At 62.2% G+C, this 18990-nt stretch carries 19 protein-coding genes; 7 read left to right on the top strand and 12 right to left on the bottom strand.

What is annotated here, in order from left to right:
* Positions 1-88 precede the first annotated feature (88 nt).
* From ACUSIJ_RS06290 to ACUSIJ_RS06255, 8 genes are all read right to left on the bottom strand, one after another.
* Positions 89-1204: a Gfo/Idh/MocA family protein gene (locus ACUSIJ_RS06290; protein WP_449307523.1), complete on the bottom strand. Its 1116-nt coding sequence runs from the start codon at positions 1202-1204 to the stop codon at positions 89-91.
* A complete protein-coding gene (locus ACUSIJ_RS06285) occupies positions 1173-2030 on the bottom strand; it encodes a shikimate dehydrogenase (RefSeq protein WP_449307522.1) in 858 nt (285 codons plus the stop codon). Before ACUSIJ_RS06285 ends, ACUSIJ_RS06290 begins: the two co-directional genes overlap by 32 nt.
* Positions 2031-2055: 25 nt before the next feature.
* On the bottom strand, positions 2056-2811 hold the full coding sequence (locus ACUSIJ_RS06280) for an amino acid ABC transporter ATP-binding protein (protein WP_449307548.1): 756 nt from the start codon (positions 2809-2811) through the stop codon (positions 2056-2058).
* An 88-nt stretch (positions 2812-2899) separates the two neighbouring features.
* Complete coding sequence (locus ACUSIJ_RS06275; RefSeq protein WP_449307521.1) at positions 2900-3736, bottom strand: transporter substrate-binding domain-containing protein; 837 nt, start codon at positions 3734-3736, stop codon at positions 2900-2902.
* Positions 3737-3861: 125 nt separating this feature from the next.
* Positions 3862-4512, bottom strand: coding sequence for an amino acid ABC transporter permease (locus ACUSIJ_RS06270; protein ID WP_449307520.1), 651 nt, complete (start codon positions 4510-4512; stop codon positions 3862-3864).
* A 9-nt stretch (positions 4513-4521) separates the two neighbouring features.
* Complete coding sequence (locus ACUSIJ_RS06265) at positions 4522-5187, bottom strand: amino acid ABC transporter permease (RefSeq protein WP_449307519.1); 666 nt, start codon at positions 5185-5187, stop codon at positions 4522-4524.
* A 262-nt stretch (positions 5188-5449) separates the two neighbouring features.
* Positions 5450-6403, bottom strand: a complete 954-nt coding sequence (locus ACUSIJ_RS06260) for an NAD(P)-dependent oxidoreductase (RefSeq protein WP_449307518.1) — start codon at positions 6401-6403, stop codon at positions 5450-5452.
* Positions 6404-6421: 18 nt separating this feature from the next.
* Positions 6422-7204, bottom strand: coding sequence for an SDR family oxidoreductase (locus ACUSIJ_RS06255; RefSeq protein WP_449307517.1), 783 nt, complete (start codon positions 7202-7204; stop codon positions 6422-6424).
* Positions 7205-7388: 184 nt separating this feature from the next.
* Between ACUSIJ_RS06255 and ACUSIJ_RS06250 the strand changes: the two genes are divergently transcribed.
* A complete protein-coding gene (locus ACUSIJ_RS06250) occupies positions 7389-8180 on the top strand; it encodes a 2-keto-4-pentenoate hydratase (RefSeq protein ID WP_449307516.1) in 792 nt (263 codons plus the stop codon).
* A 36-nt stretch (positions 8181-8216) separates the two neighbouring features.
* On the opposite strand, the gene ACUSIJ_RS06245 is transcribed toward ACUSIJ_RS06250, so the two are convergent.
* A complete protein-coding gene (locus ACUSIJ_RS06245; protein WP_449307515.1) occupies positions 8217-8975 on the bottom strand; it encodes a FadR/GntR family transcriptional regulator in 759 nt (252 codons plus the stop codon).
* A 233-nt stretch (positions 8976-9208) separates the two neighbouring features.
* Between ACUSIJ_RS06245 and ACUSIJ_RS06240 the strand changes: the two genes are divergently transcribed.
* The 5 genes from ACUSIJ_RS06240 to ACUSIJ_RS06220 are packed head-to-tail and all read left to right on the top strand — an operon-like array spanning position 9209 to position 14725.
* The gene (locus ACUSIJ_RS06240; protein WP_449307514.1) at positions 9209-11161 is read left to right on the top strand and encodes an AMP-binding protein; all 1953 of its coding nucleotides are present in this window, start codon (positions 9209-9211) and stop codon (positions 11159-11161) included.
* 12 nt (positions 11162-11173) lie between these two features.
* The gene (locus ACUSIJ_RS06235) at positions 11174-11941 is read left to right on the top strand and encodes an enoyl-CoA hydratase-related protein (protein ID WP_449307513.1); all 768 of its coding nucleotides are present in this window, start codon (positions 11174-11176) and stop codon (positions 11939-11941) included.
* A gap of 18 nt (positions 11942-11959) precedes the next feature.
* Positions 11960-13060 (top strand): mandelate racemase/muconate lactonizing enzyme family protein, encoded by a 1101-nt coding sequence (locus ACUSIJ_RS06230; RefSeq protein WP_449307512.1) that lies wholly within the window; start codon positions 11960-11962, stop codon positions 13058-13060.
* A 12-nt stretch (positions 13061-13072) separates the two neighbouring features.
* Entirely contained in the window at positions 13073-13930 is an 858-nt protein-coding gene (locus ACUSIJ_RS06225; protein ID WP_449307511.1) for an HpcH/HpaI aldolase/citrate lyase family protein, read from the top strand.
* A 3-nt stretch (positions 13931-13933) separates the two neighbouring features.
* On the top strand, positions 13934-14725 hold the full coding sequence (locus ACUSIJ_RS06220; protein WP_449307510.1) for an aldolase/citrate lyase family protein: 792 nt from the start codon (positions 13934-13936) through the stop codon (positions 14723-14725).
* Here the strand turns inward: ACUSIJ_RS06220 and ACUSIJ_RS06215 are convergent.
* Both ACUSIJ_RS06215 and ACUSIJ_RS06210 read right to left on the bottom strand, forming a co-directional pair.
* Positions 14719-16449, bottom strand: a complete 1731-nt coding sequence (locus ACUSIJ_RS06215; RefSeq protein WP_449307509.1) for a DUF6311 domain-containing protein — start codon at positions 16447-16449, stop codon at positions 14719-14721. The two genes, ACUSIJ_RS06220 and ACUSIJ_RS06215, sit on opposite strands and share 7 nt — an antisense overlap.
* 144 nt (positions 16450-16593) lie before the next feature.
* A complete protein-coding gene (locus tag ACUSIJ_RS06210; protein ID WP_449307508.1) occupies positions 16594-17652 on the bottom strand; it encodes an endonuclease/exonuclease/phosphatase family protein in 1059 nt (352 codons plus the stop codon).
* Positions 17653-17898: 246 nt separating this feature from the next.
* Between ACUSIJ_RS06210 and ACUSIJ_RS06205 the strand changes: the two genes are divergently transcribed.
* Entirely contained in the window at positions 17899-18027 is a 129-nt protein-coding gene (locus ACUSIJ_RS06205; protein WP_449307507.1) for a hypothetical protein, read from the top strand.
* Between the two features lie 120 nt (positions 18028-18147).
* On the opposite strand, the gene ACUSIJ_RS06200 is transcribed toward ACUSIJ_RS06205, so the two are convergent.
* Complete coding sequence (locus tag ACUSIJ_RS06200; RefSeq protein ID WP_449307506.1) at positions 18148-18969, bottom strand: inositol monophosphatase family protein; 822 nt, start codon at positions 18967-18969, stop codon at positions 18148-18150.
* Between the last annotated feature and the right edge of the window lie 21 nt (positions 18970-18990).

Here is an 18990-nt window from a genome sequence, read left to right as displayed (position 1 = left end):
TGTCGTTGCAACTGAGAAACAAATTTACCGAGGCTCACATTCGAGTAGCCATTCAGCAGCTCGCCCGACGCGCGACTTCGTAATATATTCAGCCAAAACAGATCATTCTTCCTGTTTTTGCTGCTTCTACGACACTCAAAGTCAATTCAAGCGTTTTGGTTCCGCCCTGCGCATCAATTATTGGAGAAGCATTACGCTGGATGACGTCAATGAAATGGCGCAATTGCGGCACCAGCGGATCGTCTTGCGGAGTGATCACGCGGTGGGCGAGCAAAGGGTGGCCCCATTCCTGGGCGGTCTCGTGCCGCCATAGCTCAAGCCGCGGCACGGAAAGCGATCCCTCCGTGCCGCCGAAGAAGTAGCAGACCTCATCGGTCTGGGCGTAGAACTTGTTCTCGCCCGATGTCATCTCCCAGCTCCAAGGCGACGAGACGGTATCGGAGAGACTGAGCGTACCCAGCGCGCCATTCGCGAAGCGCAAGATGATGGCGGCGCTGTCCTCGACGGCGAACCCACGCATCGCGCTGGAGGAGACCGCCTGCACGCTGACGATTTCGCCACAAAGATTTCTGAGATCGTCGATGGCGTGAACCAGGTTGATCAGGATAACGCCGCCGCCGGCCTCACGCCTCCAGGCGCCGGCCCCTTCGAAATATCCACTGTCGGGCTTATGAAACCAGCAGAAGGCATGAACGACGGTCATGCGGCCCAGACGGCCGGATGCGATGATCTGCTTGGCCCGCCGGATGAGCGGGCTGTGGCGCCTGTGGTGCCCGACCAGCACGGCGACGCCGGTTGCTTCAGATGCCTCGACAAGCGCCTTGGCCGCTGCGAGATCATCCGAGACGGGCTTCTCCACGAGAACGGGAACGCCGCGTTTGACCGCAAGAAGCGCCCCCGGGACATGCAGCTTGTTGGGAGTTGCGAGAACGATGCCGTCAGGCTTGTCGTGCGCGAAACAGGCTTCGATGTCCTCGAAGTGTGCAACACCCATGGATTGGGCGAATTCTCGTGTTTGTGGCGATGGGCCGATGATCGCCGAAAGAGACGCTCGGGGCTCTGCGACAATCCGGGAGATATGCGCCTTGCCGATCGCGCCGGCCCCTGCAACGGCGATCCTTATGGTTGTCTGCATCGACGGCTCTCCCTCTGAATGTCGTTGCGGTGAGCGGTTAGGGCGACGAAATCGTTTCGAAATTCGCAAGGACGCGCGCCGGGTCGGGGTCATGGCCGGTAAAAAGGCGTATCTGTTCGATCGCCTGATAGACAACCATGCCGCCGCCGTTCCGGGCGGTCGCGCCAATGGCCCTGGCCTGCCGTACGAGTGCGGTTTCGCGTGGAAAGTAGATGAGGTCGAACACCCAAAGGTCCTGGCGGAGCAGCGTCAGCGGCAGAGGCGAGCCGGGATGAGCGTCCATTCCGATCGGCGTTGCGTTGACGAGGCCGTTGGCGGACTCGACGGCCCGGTCGATATCGCGTCCTTTGACGACCCGTCCTGCCCCGAACAGATCGCGGAGCAACCTCAGCGCGTTGTCCAGGCGGGCCTCATCGGGATCGAAAAGCTCCAGCCGTTCCGCGCCGGCCTTCAGCGTGGCAAAGGCTGCCGCCACGCCCGCGCCGCCTGCGCCCAGCTGCACGATCCTGCCGGTTGCCACGCCGCCCATTTGGCGCCGCAACGCTTCGGAGAAACCCTGCCAGTCAGTGTTGTGGCCGATACGCCGGCCATTGCGGAAGGTAACGGTATTGACGGCACCGAGCGCCTGTGCGTCATCCGACAACGAGCCCATCAGCGACACGACGGCTTGCTTGAAAGGATGCGTCACCGCCAGACCATCGAAGCCCAGGCGTTGCGCATTTTCGACGATCTCCGGCAGCGCTGCGGCATCGAGCCGGAGGGCGGCCAAATCGATAAGCCGGTAGACATATCGCAGGCCGAGTGCCTGCCCCTCGCTCATATGGATTTCGGGCGCAAGAGAACCCTGGATGCCCGTTCCGATCAGGCCGACAAGGAATGCGGGCTCAGCCGTCATCGAACCGTTCCTCCAATGGCCTCGTTCAGTGATGCGCCAGTATTTCGCCCAGGAACGCGCGTGCCCTGGGGTGTTGCGGACGCAGGAAAAAGTCCGCAGGGCTCGCCTCCTCGACAATCGATCCGTCGGCCATGAAGACGACACGATCTGCAACTTGTCGTGCGAAGCCCATTTCGTGCGTCACGCAGATCATGGTCATTCCCTCCTGGGCAAGACTGATCATCGTGTCCAGGACCTCCTTGACCATTTCCGGATCCAAGGCGCTCGTCGGTTCGTCGAAGAGCATGACTTTCGGCTCCATGCACAAGGCCCGGGCTATCGCCACCCGCTGCTGCTGGCCGCCGGACAATTGCGCCGGGTATTTGTCCGCCTGTTCGGGAATGCGAACCCGTGCGAGATACTTTCTCGCCAGCCGCTCGGCGTCGGCTTTTGAAGCCCCTTTGACGCGTATGGGGGCAAGCGTGCAGTTCTGCATGACGGTCATATGCGGGAAGAGATTGAAGCTCTGGAAAACCATGCCGATCTCCCGCCGGACCGCATCGACCGCCTTGCTGCCGGTTTCCAGACTGAATCCGTCCACGATTATCGAGCCCTTCTGGAAGGCTTCAAGTCCGTTGATGCAGCGGATCAGAGTCGATTTGCCGGATCCCGAGGGGCCGCACAGGACGATCTTTTCCCCTTTCCGGACGCTGAAATTGATGTTCTTGAGCGCCTGGAACACACCGAACCATTTGTTCACGTCGGTGAGCCGGATCAAAGGCGCGTCATTCTCGATAGGCATTGCCATTGATGGTTCCTGTTTGCTCGTTTGCCGGAAAGTGGCGCACGCCCTGCGTGTGGCGTGCGCACTCTGGGGCAATGCCGTTCGACTATTGGACGGTGTACGGAATGCCTTCCATACTTGCAGGGAATTCGGGCAGCGGCAGCTTCATCCATTTCTGATAGAGTTCTGCGAGCTTGCCGTTTTCCTTCAGCTCATCAAGAAAGGCGTTTACTGTCGCGTTCATTTCCTTGTCGCCGAGAATGGTGCCGGCGCCGTTCCAGCTCTGTGCGAGGATGAGCTTGTCCTCATAGAGGCCCGGACGCAGTTCTTCGAACCGGTCTATGAAGAACTGGTTCGCACCGATCGCCTCGACCTGGTTGGAGAGCAAAGCCTGGATCGTTGCCGAGTCATCGTCGAAGCGAAGCAAACTGCTCTCGGGAACCAGTTGCAGCAACTCCCGCTCCTGCGAGCTCGACTTCTGCGCTCCAAGGGTCAGCCCTTTCAGGTCGTCGGTCGACTTTATCTCCAGCGTTTTCGGCGCAAGCACCGTAACCCTGTCGCCAGCGTAGGGCTGCGAGTACTGAACCGATTGCGCACGCTCCGCGGTCATCGCGAGCGTCGCGAAAAGCACGTCCACCTTCCCGGTATTCAGCGACGGGATGCGGTCTGCGCTGGCCATGCTGACGAACGATACGGGCACGCCCAGCTTTTCCCCCAGCAGGCGAGCGATATCGGCGTCGTAGCCGTCATTCTCACCCCGGGTGTTCAAGAAGCCGAACGGAGGGTTCGCACCCTGTACACCGACGATGAGCCGCCCGCGCTCCTTGATCCTTTCAAGCGTCTGGGCCTGGACACCGCTGACATTCACGACCACCGCAACCGCGGCAGCGGCAAGCATGGAGACCCATTTTCCGTTTTTCGATTTGAAGAAATTCATACTCATCTCAGGCTCCTCACAGGACCTGGCCTTATCCGATCGCCAGGTGATTTTGCGGCACTTGTCCTTCCTCCCGAGGTAGCGCCGTTTCCCTCGGTATTGTTTCTCGGCCGAAAGGGACTTCGTCGGTTCTATCGGGTTCCGACCGAGAGTTTCTTTTCCAGAGCCGAACCGAGAAGCGACAACGGCCAGCACATCAGGAAGTAGATGATGCCGACCAGTCCGTAGACCGGCAGTGGCTGGAAGATCTGGTTCGAGATGATCTGCCCGCTTCGCGCGAGTTCGATGAAGCCGACGATCGACGCCAGCGACGTGCCCTTGAGCAATTGCACGAGAAAACCGATCGTTGCCGGAGTCGCGATCTTGAGAGCCTGCGGCAACACCACGTCCCGCATGCGTGAGACATAGTGCAAGCCCAGGGCGTTCGCGGCTTCGAACTGCCCCTTGGGCAGCGCCTGGATGGATCCGCGCCAGATATCGCCGAGAAACGCGCTCGCATGGGCCGTATAGGCTAAACCCACGGCGACCCAGGGATCGATGGCAACGCTGAGAAGGCCCACGCCATAGTAGAAGACGAAGAGCTGCAGGAGCAGGGGCGTTCCCTGAAACAGGGCGATATAGCCCTGGGTGACCAAGACGAGCAGCCGGGAGGCGGACGTGCGCGACAGAGCCACGATCAGGCCCATGAGGCCACCGCCGACAAAGCTGAGAGCAGTCAAGGCAATGGTCCATTTGAGACCTTGAAGCAGGAAGAAGAGCTCCTGTGGACCTATATTGGACATGGCTCCCTCCTACTTGACCGGATAATCGAACGAGCGTCGGCCGATTGCGGCGAAGAACGCCATGACGATCCAGGAAATCGCGAGATACATCAGCGTGATGACCAAGTAGATTTCGAGGCTGCGGAACGTCTCCGAATCGATGCGCTGGGCGACTGACGTCAGTTCGTATGCGGCTATCGACGAGCAGATGCTGGATGTCAGGGTCAGCATGATGAACTGGCCGGTCAGAGCCGGGTAAATGGTTCGCAACGCCGGCTTCAATATGATGAAACGAAATATCTGCCCCTTGCTGAGGCCCAGGGCGAAGCCGGCCTCCGTTTGCCCCTTCGGTATTGCGTCGACACCGCCGCGGATGATCTCGATCGCATAGGCTCCGCCGTTCACGCCGAGAGCAATCACGGCGGCGGACGTGGGACTGATGCGGATGCCCATGAACGGCATGGCGAAGAACAGGAAGAAAATCTGGACCAGAAACGGCGTGTTGCGGATAAGCTCCACGAATGTCATTGCGATCCAACGCAACGGCGGGACGTTCGACCGGCGCATCAAGACGCCGATGAGGCCGATGACCATCGCCAGCGCCATCCCGCTGGCGGCAAGCACGAGCGTTGCGACGCATCCCCACAGAAGATCCGGGAAGCGGTCGAAGACGACGGAGAAATTGAGTTTATACATCGGCTGAATGCCATCCCTGTCGTTTCAGCAGCCTCTTTTTCGGCGCAGCCCGGCACTTCAGAGAACGGCGTCGCCGCGTTCCACGACAATGCGCGTGCTTTCCGCGCAAGGAATTTGCAGCGATCAGCTTCAATGACTGCCCTCCCCTGTCGGGGCTGTTCCCACGCGCCCCGCCCGGCCTTGGCTCGCGCGAGCGCCGCGCATTGAGCCTTCCGGCCGATTTTATTCTGGTTCGTTACGCATACCGGGAGACCGGTGCCTGTTAACGGGTCTTCGGCAGCTCGATTCCGGCGAGATTTTCGAAGTAGCGCACAAGCTGCGTCTGGTCGGCGTTTTCATCCAGTTCACGGCCCACCTTCTCGAACAGGTCGCGGATAAGGCGGGTCATTTCTACCGGGGTACCGAGCCGATCCGCTTCGTCGATCGCCGCGGTCATGTCCTTCTTGACGGTGGCGATCGACGAACCGAAATCGAAATTGCGGGTGAGAACGTTCTGCGGCACCACCGTGTGGGTCAGTTCGTTCCTGCCGGTCCCGCTGTTCACCACTTCGAGCACCTGCTCCGGGTCGAGGCCGGCCTTGCCGCCGAAAACCAGTGCCTCGGCTGCAATCGTCAGATTGGCCGCGGACATGATGTTGTTGATCAGCTTCATGGTTTGCGCCTGACCGACGCTATCGCCGAACGGCACGATCTTGTTGCCATATGCCGAAATGACCGGTTCGACCTTCGCAATCGCCTCCGGCGGCCCCGACAGCATGATCGTGAGCGTTCCGCTTGCCGCGCGAAGCCGTCCTCCGGTCATCGGCGCGTCCACGGTGAGAACCCCCTTGGCGGCCAACGCCTGCTCGATTTCGCGCGCGAAGGATGGCCCCACGGTTCCCGTGATCACGCATATCCCCATGCGCGATCCTTGCAGAAGGCCGAGCGGCCCGTTCAGGATATCCCAATGGGATTGAAGTGTCGGCAGACACAAGAACACGATATCAGCCGTTTCGGCCAGGTCCTTGGGACTGTCGCATATCCGCGCACGCGCCTCGAACGAACCGGAGCGCTTTTCGTCGATGTCATAAACGGCTATCCTATGACCCGCCTTCACGATGTTCTCGGTGATGGGAAACCCCATCGCGCCCAACCCGGCAAAACCAATCATCACCTCTGACGTCATTGAAATTCTCCGGTATTCTTCGCCCAAGGCGCCGAGCGGAACGAATGTCATTGCTAGTGCCGGCCGGCGCTAGTACAGACCGGCTGTCGCCCCGCCGTCGACAGAGATCGAGACGCCCTGAATGTGCCGGGACTGCGGGCTGCAGAGAAAGCTCACGAGGTTGGCCACGTCCTCCGGCCGGCCGAGACGCTGGATTTTCTCGCGCTCCGCCATGGAGGCTATGATCTCCTCCTCCGTCTTGCCTTCCAATTCGGACCGGGTCCTGGCGATATCATGCAGTCGATCCGTGACGGTCGTGCCGGGGTGGATGGCGTTTACGACCACGCCATCCCGCATGCCCTGCTTCGACAAGCCTTTGGTAAAATTGGCGAGGGCGGCATTGACGGCGCCACCGATGAGGAAGTCCGGATCGGGCGTGCGGGCGAAACCGCCGACAATGTTGACGAGATTGCCCTTCGATGCGGCGAGAAGCGGCCACAGCGCCCTGGAGATCCGCATGGCCCCAAAGAATTTGAGTGCAAAACCGTCCATCCAGGTTTCGTCCGAGAGCGTCAGGAAAGATCCGCCTTTCGTTGCGCCCGCGCTGTTGACCAGCACGTCCACTTTGCCGAAATGTTGCATGGCAGCTTGCTTGACCCGCTCCGCCGCCGACGGTTCGGCCAGGTCGGCGGCACAATATTCAACGCGTGTGCCCGCACTCCTTACAGCGGTCGCAGCCTCCGCGAGCTTCGTCTCGGAACGCGAGACGAGAAGAATGTCCATGCCGTCGGATGCCAGCCTGGCTGCCACGGCGCGGCCTATCCCGCGGGAGGAGCCGGTCACGACGGCAATGCGGTTGCGGGTTTCACTCATCTTTTCCTCCATCAGTCCGGTACGATAGGTTGTACCGTGCCATCCTCCGATCCCACGCAGAAGAACACCATCACATTTTACATATAATTACAAGATCAAACTTGCATGCCGACGAACTTGGCTATTACAAGTATGGATCTGTCGGCTTGTGAAGCCCATCGATCAAGGGAGGAAGGAAATCCCCATGGACACGAAATCGACCAAGGAAGCCGCGAGAAAGTTGGCTGCGGCCTGGCTGGAGCGCTCGTCGCTGACGGAGATGCTCGCGGATGATCTGCGGCCAAAAGACAGGCAGGAGGCATACGCCATCCAGGACGAGATGGCCGCCATTATCGGCGAGCCGGTAGGCGGCTGGAAGATGGGGGCCACGAGCCCCGCCATTCAACGCCGGGAAGGACATTCGGGGCCGATCATCGGGCGCGTGTTTCGCGGCACCATCTTCGAGAGCCCCGCAAGCCTGCCTGCCGCCATGTTTCCCGATGCGCGGGTGGAAGGGGAGTTCGGCATCCGCTTTCTCGAAGACATGCCGCCGCGCCAGCAGCCGTACAGCGTTGCGGAGATTGCGGCCAAGGTGGAGTTGGTGCCGACGATCGAAATCATCGGCAACCGTTTCCCGAAGGGGCCGGACGCGCCCCGCCTGACGACCCACGACGAGATCGCCGACAACGGCACCGGCATGGGGCTCGTGATCGGAAAGGGAACGAGGAACTGGTCCGCGGAACAGATCCAGAATTTGACCATCAACATGTCGGTTGATGGTCTGGGGCCGGCGGAAAACGTGCTGGGCGACGACCGGTGCATTCCGCTGGAGGTGGCGGCGGAAACGGTCAACATTCTATCCCGCCGCGGCATCACGCTCGAGGCCGGGCAAATCGTATCGACCGGTGGCTGCACCATCCCCCAGCATGTGGCCCGAGGCTCGAGTTTCGTTGCCGATTATGGCGAACTGGGGCGGGTCGAAGGCACGTTCGTCTGAACGGGGTCGCTCTGATCCGCCGGACCGATCGGCGGATCAGAGCGACAGATCCAGCAATTTTCCCTCGAACACGCGCGCCCGTGCATTGGCGATGTGGGTTTCCATGGCCTTCTGGGCACCCACGGCATCCTTGGCCATGATGGCCTTGGTGATGGCGCGATGCTCGGCGATCACGAAATCGATCGCCCGGTTGGGCCCGGTCAGGCAGGTGCCGCCAACTCTCATGCCGATGGTGATGTGTTCCCGCAGCGCCGTCAGGAACTGCGTATAGTACCTGTTGTTCGCTGCCCTTGCGACTGCGAAATGGAAATCGAAATCGGCGCCGCCTTCATAGTCCGAGTTTCTCGCCGCCGTCTCCAGTCGCTCGGCGGCGGCCTTGATCTCGGCGATGGCGGCGTGATTGGCCCGAAGCGCCGCGTAATATGCAGCATCCCTTTCGAAGGAAATCCTGACTTCGTAGCAGCGCTGGATATCGGCGATCGTTCCGACTGCGCCGAAGCCGACCACGGGCTCGTGGCTGCTCACCTGCACATAGCTGCCCGAACCCTGGCGCGAATAGATGAGTCCGTCGTTGCGCAACCGCTTCAGGGCCGTGCGCACGACAGGCCGGGAGACGCCATACTCATCGGCCATCTCGTTCTCGCTGGGCAGGCGTTCATGCTGGGCAAACTCTCCCGAAGAAATCTTGCTGAAAAGCTTGTGATAGACATGGTCGCTCAGATCGACGCCCTGCCGTGCAGGAACGGACGACGCCTTTTCGACACCTGCAGGCTTTGTCGTTACAGGGGTGTCCATCGTCTCCTCTCGGTTCACCAAATCCCGTATTCCGGTCCGTTTGCCGCGGCCTTCCCATAGAGGGCGACCTCCCGGAAGCATACCCCGACATTGGTCGAGAATAAAGCCAAGCGGGCGATTTGGCGATGACATATTGAAAAGGTATCCTGCAACATGTTTTTATGGTTGTAAAAATATGTAGCATATTGTAACTAGCGTATCAGCCGATGGTGTTTGAAAGCGGAGAGGCCGCAATGCCTGTGGAGGAAGACAACGCCTATCAATGGGTTCCGACACCGGAACTGATCGCATCCACGCGACAGACCGAATTCCTCAGGCGGAACGGGTTGCGGACTTTCGAGGATATGGCGGAATGGAGCGAGCGGGATCCGTCGGCTTTCTGGGACGCGGTGATCCGCTATGGGGATCTGCAGTTCTACGAGCCCTATCACACCGTCATGGATGTCAGCGGCGGCATCGAATGGGCCCGCTGGTGCCTCGGCGGCAAGACGAACATGGTCTTGAACTGCATCGATCGGCACAGGAACACGCCCATCCATGACAAGACCTTCCTGATCTGGGTTTCTGAAACGGGTGACGAACGCACCTATACATACCGGCAGTTCGATGAACTGGTGTGCCGCTTCGCGTCGGTGCTGAAATCCCTGGGCGTCGGCATCGGGGATGTGGTCGCGCTCTACATGCCGCTGGTGCCGGAGGCCCTGGTCGGCTACTTCGCGACCGTCAAGCTCGGCGCTGTGGTCATGCCCCTGTTTTCGGGATTCGGGGCGGGCGCCGTGTCGGAGCGCCTGACGCTCAGCGGCGCCAAAGTCCTCCTGACGTCCGACGGCACCCTCCGGCGCGGCAAGCCTGTCGCGATGAAGGCTATAGCCGACGAGGCGGTGGGTGACCTTCCGATCAGCATCGTCACGGTCGACCGCCTGGGCCTTCCGTGCGGATTCAGGGATGGCCGGGACCATCGCTGGCAGGATCTTGTCGATGCTGGCGATCCGTCCTGGCCGACCCAGCCGATGGTGGCCGATTCACCGGCGGTCCTGCATTACACGTCGGGAACCACGGGGCGCCCGAAAGGGGGCATCTATACCCACATCGGCCTCGTCACCAAAATGGTCCTCGACCATGGAATCCTGACGGATTTCCGCGAAACCGACCGGCACTTCTGCATGGCCGACATGGGATGGATGGTCGGCTCGAAGCTTGCGACCCTGCCATCCGTGCACGGCGGCAGCCTCGTCATCGCCGAAGGCACGCCCGACTATCCGAATGTCGACCGCTATTGGCAGATTATCGAACGGTACAAGGTGACCAATGTCGAGCTTGCGCCGGCGTTGATCAGGCTGCTGATGACCTATGGCGACCAGGAGGTCACGAAGCATGACCTTTCGTCGCTCAGGATCGTGCTGACGGGCGGCGAATCGTGGACGGAGCGGCCCTGGCGCTGGCTGTTCGAGGTCGTCGGCAAGAAGCGGGTGCCTATTCTCAACAGCGCCGGCGGCACGGAGGTCAGCGGCTCCATCCTCAATTGCGATCTCCACCATCCGCTGAAGATCGGCTCATTCTCCATCGCCATCCCGGGGATGGGGGCCGACGTCGTGGATCTGGAAGGCAACAAGGTGCCTCCCGGCGTTTTTGGCGAACTGATCATGCGGCAGCCCTCCATCGGGCTCATCAAGGGTTTGTGGAACGAGCCCGAGCGCTACATCGACAACTACTGGCAGAAAATTCCCGGCGTCTGGGTGCATGGCGACTTTGCTTCCCGCGATGCCGACGGGGACTGGTTCCTTCATGGGCGATCGGACGACACGCTGAAGGTGTCCGGCAAGCGCGTGGGTCCCTCCGAAATCGAGAACGCCATCATGAATACGGGCCAGTTCAGGGAATGTGCCGTGATAGGACAGCCCAGCGAAAGCAAGGGCACGGCCATTATCGCGGTGTGCGTCCCCTTCAAGCAGGGATCCGACACCAGAGAGCTCGAGCGCCTGGCTTCCGATGCCGTCGCCAGGGAGCTCGGAAAATCGTTCAAGCCGGAGCGTGTCCTGATCGCCGCGGATCTGCCGAAAACCCGCAACATGAAAATCATGCGCCGAGCGGTCCGTGCCGCCGTCAACGGCGATCCCACGGGAGACACGTCGTCCCTTACCAATCCCGAGGCAATCGAGGCGATCCGCGCGCTGGCGCATGGATAGGCGGAGGACATCATGTACAAAGACATCCTTTACGCGGTGGACCGCGATATCGCGCAGATCACCATCAATCGCCCGCATGTCCTCAACGCCTTCACCCCCGAGACGCTGGACGAGATGCAGGATGCGCTCGCTGCCGCCGGTGAAGACAAGTCGGTGGGCGTCGTCGTCATTACCGGCGCGGGAGAGCGGGCGTTCTGCGCGGGTGGCGACATCAACTGGGAATCGACGGCGGAATTCCAGTCCCACGAATACGAACTGCATAACCACATCATCGATTGCCCCAAGCCGGTCATCGCTCGCGTGAACGGATATGCGATCGGCGGCGGCAATCACATGGCCTATGTCTGCGATCTCACGATAGCGGCCGACCATGCCATTTTCGGGCAGAACGGTCCCCGGGTCGGCTCGCCGGCCGCCGGATTTACGGTTGCATATGCGGCGGCCGTGCTGGGGCAGAAACGGGCCCGCGAAATGTGGATGACCTGCCGCCGCTACAGTGCGCAGCACATGATGGACTGGGGCCTGGTCAACGCGGTCGTGCCTTATGCCGAGCTGGACGATGAAGTCCGCCGGTTCGCCGACGGTCTCCTGAAGGCCTCTCCGTCCGTCCTGAAGCTGCTCAAGGCCAGCTTCAAGGAAGCGGTCAGGCCGATCGTCGGGTTGCGGCAGGACGACATGGGCCGCAAGCACATACCGGGCTATTTCGACACGGACGAGCAGCAGGAGGGCATTCGTGCCTTCAGGGAAAAGCGTGCGCCAGATTTCCGGCGTTTCAGGTAAGCGAGCCGGGACGCCATCATGAAAATAGCCAAAGCCGAAACGATAGCGCTGGGAATTCCATTCACCCACGGCGCCGAAACCGCCGGTTTCCGCGGCCAGAACTGGTCGCGGATATTCATCACCTTGATCCGCCTCGAGACCGATCAGGGCCTGGTGGGCTGGGGCGACGCGTTTTCCTACACGTGCTGGGGCGCGGTGAAATCAGCCTTCGACAGCTGCATCGCCCCTCTCGTGGTCGGCCGCAATGTCGGCGATATTGCCACCTTCATGCGGGAGGTTGCGCAGCCGCTGCATCTCTTCGGACAGAACGGCGTGATGCAGTATGCTCTTTCGGGCCTCGACATCGCCTTGTGGGACCTCAAGGCGAAGGCCGCAGGGACGCCGCTGCGGAACCTGCTCGGCCCCGGCCGCCATGAGACGGTTCCGGGCTACGCGAGCCTCTTCAAATACAACGATACGGATGTCGTTCGCGACATGTGTCGCCGGTCCCTGGCCATGGGTTTCAGGTCCGTGAAACTGCATGAAATGACGGTGGACAATGTCAGGGCGGCGCGGGAAGTTTGTGGACCTGCCACGCCCCTGATGGTGGATGTGAATTGTCCGTGGACGCCGGAGGAGGCCCTCCAGAGAGCAAATGCTTTCAAGGAGTTCGATATTCTCTGGCTGGAGGAGCCGCTCTATCCGCCTGACGACTACCCGGCGCTCGCGCAACTCCAGTCGAAAAGCGGTGTGGCTCTGGCGGCGGGAGAAAATGCCTGCGGCGCCGGCGAGTTCTCCCGCATGATAGAGGCAGGTGCCGTCACCTTCGTTCAGCCGAGCGTCACCAAGGTCGGAGGGATCAGCGCGTTCCTGGAGGTTCAGGCTCTTTGCGAAGCCAGGAACATCCAGATGAAGCCGCATTCGCCCTATTTCGGACCCGGCTTCGTGGCGACGGTCCATCTGGCCGCGGCCGGCACGCGCACCACGCTTGTGGAATGGTTTCTGCTCGACCTCGAAGCCAGCCTGTTCGGCGATAGAATGTTGCCCAAGGGCGGCAATTTCGAACTCAATCCCGGCCCCGGTCTCGGCGAAGGCCCGGATCCGGACGTCATCCACGACTACCGACTGGAGGTCGCCTGAGAGGAGCACGTGATGCGCTTGCGATCGCTATTGTTTGCGCCAGGAAACCAACCGAGGAAATGTGCCAAGGCTTTGGCCGGTGATGCCGACGCCGTGTGCCTGGATATTGAAGATGCCGTTCCCGAGGCTCAAAAGGCCGAAGCGCGCACAGCTATCGGCACCCTTCTGCAGGCCGGGCCCGAGCGGCCTTTCTACGTTCGGGTCAACGGCCTTCACAGCGATCACTCCTTTGCCGACTTCAAGGCCGTCGTGCGACCGGGTCTGAAGGGCATCGTATTGCCGCGCTGCGAAACGGCGGCCGCGCTGGCTACCGTCGATTGGTTGCTGTGTGCGCTCGAAACGGAGGCAGGTCTGGAACGCCATGCCATCGAGGTCATACCCACGATCGAAACGGCTTCGGGCGTGGCCAATCTCGGCGAATTGCGCAACCTTCCGCCTCGCTTCAGGCGCCTGTCTTTCGGCGCCTGGGACTACACGCTCGATACCGGCATCACCTACCGCAAGGATGAGGCCGATCTCCATCATGCGCGCGCGTCCATCGTCATGCAGTCCCGCGCAGCCGGGCTGGAGCCGCCGCTGGACACGTCGTTTCCCTGGATCGGCGACCTCGAAGCGTTGAGCGCGTCTGCCGCCCTGGCGAGGGACATGGGATTCGCCGGCAAGGCCTGCATCCATCCGGAGCAGGTTGCGATCGCGAATGCTGCCTTTACCCCGTCGGCGGAAGAACTCGCGGAGGCAAGGGAGATCGTGGATGGCTTCCGGGCGGCCGAGAGAATCGGCGAGGCGGCGGTGAAAGTCCGCGGACGGTTCGTCGATTATCCTATATACGAGAAGGCTCGTCGCCTGCTGGAACGGCATAGGGAGGTCTGATCGATGCGGCCGAATCTCTTCAAGGAACGACTTGCGAAGGCCGAGCCTCAGTTCGGTCTTTGGCTTGGATTGGCTAACGCCTATACGGCGGAGATCTGCGCGGGCGCAGGGTTTGACTGGGTGGTGATCGACGGGGAGCACGCACCCAATGACATCCGGTCGACCCTTGCGCAGCTCCAGGTCGTACAGGGCGCCGGCGCGCAATCCGTGGTCAGGCCGCCTTACGGTGACACCCCTATCATCAAGCAACTGCTCGATATCGGATGTCAAAATCTGCTGATTCCCATGGTCGAGACCGCCGCCCAGGCGCAGGCGATCGTGGCCGCCGTTCACTATCCGCCGCGCGGGGTGCGTGGCGTGGGAAGCGCGCTCGCCCGGGCGTCGGACTTCAACCGCATCCCGGACTATCTGGACCGGGCAGGAGCCGGCATCGGATTGCTGATCCAGATCGAAACCAGGCGAGGCGTGGAAAACATCGATGCGATCCTCAAGACGGAAGGTATCGACGGCGTCTTCATCGGGCCTTCCGATCTCGCTGCCGCGTTCGGCCATCTGGGGCATCCCGACCATCCGGAGGTTCAGGCCGTGATAGCCGAACTCGCCGATACCCTGAAAAGGGCGGGTATGCCCTTCGGAATCCTGGCGACGGCGGAAGCAGCGGCCCGACGATATCTGGAAATGGGCGCCAATTTCGTTGCGGTCGGAACGGATGTCGGCCTGCTCGTGCAGGGGTTGCAGCAGCTATCGGCACGGTTCAACCGGGCGACTGCGCCGTCGGCGCCATCGGGCTACTGACCGATCTCGACACCCTGCTCTACCCCCGCAGGCCCTGCCCCCGCCTGCGGCAGATTCTGCCGGTCGGCGGCGCAGACGAGGAGTTCGCCATAGGCGCGGCAGTGCGCGTCGCGATCGGGAATGGCCTCCCGGAGCCCGTCGCTTGCGCTCGGCAGCAGGACGCGGGCCTCGCCATCCCTGAACGGTGCCCTTGCGAACTGCTCGTCGGCGCACGACGGCGGCCGCTGCCAACGGGCGACGTACATCGTGTTGACGGGCAGAGCCGTTTCCGACGCAATCAGTATCGTGGCGACGGCCCGCACCTTCTCCTCCTCGCTCATGCCGCAAGCGAAACCGGGTATCAGGGTGAGTTCGCGGCTGTCGGCGAAAACGCGACGCAGGTTGGCGGCGTCTACCGGCCACTCGACGAACGCATGCCCCTCCAGATACCACATCAGCCCCATGCGCATCTCCACCGTGTCCCGAAGCTGAAGCAGCGCCGCGACCACGACGAGGCTCAGGCCAAGCCACTTCGGGCGCAGATGCAGCGCACCGAGCACCAGCGCGACCAGCAGGATGTAGGTGACGGCCCAGAACATGCGCGCCGACGACCTGAAATTGTCGAGGATGGCATTCGTCGGGTACACGTCCATGAACACGAGCGAGCCGATGCCGATGTTGTTGGAGAGAGACAGCACCCCCAGGCCGAGCGCGACCAGCAGAAGGCCCGCATGCCGGCGGAGCGGTTCTCCCAGCGACCGCGCCCGGAGCACGACGACCGTCAGCAGAAGAAACAGGATGCCGATGCCGAGGTAGTTATAGCCCTCCCACTCACTGCCCGGCGTCGTCTCGACCCGCGGCAGATCGAAGCGCAGCAGGGACGACCACGAGGGCCAGAAAGGGGAGAGCAGGTTCATGGCATAGGCGCCGAAGTGCCCCCCTCCCTGCGCGCCGGTGTAGCCGAGCACCTTGGCGACGAGAAGGGACGATGCCGCGAACGCGCCCGCATAGAGGCCCTGCGTCCACCACGTGCCATCGCGCCGCACGAGCGCCGTCACGGGAACCGCGAGCAGGATGGCGCTCGTCATGAAGAACAGGTACGGATGCACGAGAAGCGCCACGACGTTCAGCAGCAGCGCCGCCAGCCACCGCAGCGCCGTGCCGTGCCGCGACAGGTGAAAATATCCCCCCACGGCCAGCAGCAGGAGGAAATGCCCCGTCAGGGCGGCATGGCCGAAACGGTTCCACCACGCGGGGATGCACAGGGAAATGACGGCGATGCAAATCGCGGGAACGAGGCGCTTCTCCCCCGCCGCCCGCAGGCACCACACGGCGGCGACGGGCTGGAGCGCGAGGCTGATGGCGTACCACAGCAGGATGCCGTGAAACCCCTCCGGCAGCAGCCCGCGTATGGATTTCAGGATGATGGCGAAAATGGGGATCGCGTCGACGAAGGCGATGTTCGTGCCGTCAGGGGTGCCCAGATTCGCGGCGGTCAGCAGCGGCCAGCGCCAGTCGTCGGCGATGAAATACCGCTGTCCGGCGATATGCTGCGCCGCGTCGAGGAGGGGAAAGCCATCCGGCGGCGCAGCCGGGAAGATGAGCGCGGCCGGAAAAGTCAGCCGGCAGAAGTAAAGCCCCAGCGCCGCAGCGCCCGCATAGGCGATCAGCGCGACGACCGGCGGCGGCAGGCGAGGCCAGATCTCGTCCGTCCAACGTGGCTGCGCCACTGTCTGTTCCATCATGAGCGCCCGCATTGATGATCCGGATTCGGCCGCATCGCCATCGATGTCGTGGACCGGCTGGCTTGTGGCACAGGAGCATGAGCCTGTCAAAGCGGCAGCCGTCGCGGATCGCCCCTGGGGCCACGACGGAACAGGCGTGAAACGTCAGCTCGTCTCCCCCGCGATCTGCCGGGCTTCCGCCTTGATCGGCTTGTACTTGAAGACCGCGCGGATCACGCCGTGATCGTTGGTGCCGCTTTCCTTGTGGTCGTCGAAGCTGAGATGATCGTTGTTGACGGTCATGCCGTCGAACATCCACAGCCGGCGGCGGCTGTTGTCGTAAAATTCCTCGCTGACCAGGATGTGGTCGAGGGATTCCATCATGTCCTGGAAAATGTGGGTGTAGTACACGTCGCGCGTCGAACGGTATTCCTGCAGCGTCTGCGCCGTATAGAGGCTGACATCGCCGCCGCCCATGGAATCGCCGACGAGATAGCGTGGCTGCTCGGTCAGGATATTGGCCGTGTTGCTGTTCTGCGCGTCGTTGATGTCGCCGAGCACGACGACCGGCGTGCGCGTGCCCTTCATCTGCTCCGTCAGCATGAAACGCAGCGCCGCCGCCTCGGCGGTACGGCGGATGGTCGAGATCGCGGCGCCGAGGTTGTTCTGGTGCTTCTTGTAGACCTCGTCCGCCTTGAACCAGTCCTCGCGATAGACCTGTGTCGGGCTTTTCGATTTCAGGTGGCAGACATAGACATGCACCGGCTCCTCGTCCTCGCGCGGGCTCACCGTGAAGTGCAGCACCGGGCGGGAGAAGCGGTCGATGTTGACGCTGATGGCCGGCGTCTGCGGATCGTCGCCGGAACTTCTCAGAATGAATTCCTCCGGAAACTGCACGATCCATTCCGGCTCGCCCACGAGCAGGCCCTTGCGCACGATGGCCGCGCAGACGATGTGCGTGCCGACGGCGTCTTCCGGGACGAGCAGGTCGTATTCCCCGGCAAGGCCGGAGGCTTCGAGCGCGCGTGCGATCGACTCCCGGTGCCAGAGTTCCTGAAAGCCGAAGATGTCCGGCCGAAGCTGGCTGATGGTGCGCTGCGTCCAGTCGATCTTCCTGTCGTACTGCGCCTTGGTCCAGCCCTCCCGGTTGGTATAGATCGCCACGCCCGGCTCATTCAGATTGTAGAGGTTGAAAGTACCGATGCTCATGCGGGTAAGCTTCATGTCCGCCTCCTGCTATAACATCAAACCAGAAAGTGCGCGCACTTTCTGGAAAAATTTGATGCATTAACAAATGGATAGAGCGGCGGCGCGATTCCGGTCGAATGTTCCGCGGCTCCAGCCCCTCCAGATGCGATTCAGCGGGCACGACGATATCTCGGTTTCACGGGGGATGGCACCCCCTGCCCCGCCATTGCGACCCGGGCCGAACGCCCCGGCCGCCAAAATTCGGGCGAGGAAGCGGCATTGATGCGCGCCGGACATAAAAATACCGTTACCGGGCGGCATGGTGCGGACATGGATTTGCTGATTCCCTTTCTCGCCGGCGTGCTGGCTTATCTGTTATTCCGCCATTGGCTCAATAGTCGGGAGCGCTGACCGCCGGTCGCGCTTCCGGCGACCGCGGCCCGATCGCATGTCGATATCGGGGAGCGGGATGGCGTGCGCGCGGACAGCGCGACGCCGCCGGCCTTGCCGGAATCCCGAATTGAATCAGCTTCAGGGTTCCGCTGCGGCGATTTCGAGCGAGCGTTCGACGAGGGCGCGCAGGTCGTCGCCGACGCCGCCCGCGCAGCCGATCACCGGGCCGCCGTCGAGAAGCCCCGCGCCCGCGGGGGGGAACGGGGCCGTCCATCCGCCCGCCTCCCGGATCAGCAGCAGGCCCGCCATGCAGTCCCAGGCGTTGATGTGCGGCTCGTAATAGCCGGCAAGGCGGCCGCTCGCGACTTCCGCCAGCATCAGCGCTCCGGAACCGCTGCGCACGAACATCCCGCCCGCTTCGAGAAGAACGCGGATGAAGGCCGCGATGCGGCCGGCCGGAATGCGGAAATTGGCACCGACGCCGACGAGGGCCGAGTCTATGAAGGCGGCGGCGTCGACGCGCATCGGCCGGCCGTTCAGGAACGCCCCGCCGTGCTTGCGCGCCACGAAAAGGTCGCCCGTCGTCGGCCTGTGGATCAGGCCCAGGACCGTTTCCGGGCCGTCCATCACCGCGATCGAGATGCACCACTGGTCGAGCCCGTGCAGGAAGCAACTGGTGCCATCGATGGGATCGACCACCCAGAGGAAGCCCGAGGAACCGGCGACGAGCCCCTGTTCCTCGCCGAGAATGCCGTCGTCGGGAAAGACCTGGCCGATACGCCCGCGGATCAGCTCTTCCACCGCCCTGTCCGCCTCGCTGACGACATCCTGTCCGCCGAGCTTGGCCTCCGTCCGCAGGGACGAAGGATCGGCGAAGAAGGCGAGAGCCGCCCGGCCGGCGTCGAGGATGACGTCTCTCGCGAGGGCAAATCGCGGATCGTCGGGAAATTCGCTGATCATGGCTTCCTTGGAATCGGGCGG

The organism is Pseudochelatococcus sp. B33, from assembly GCF_053570585.1.
The sequence above is the reverse complement of the archived record's forward strand: the minus strand, read 5'-3'. Positions and strand labels throughout refer to the sequence as shown.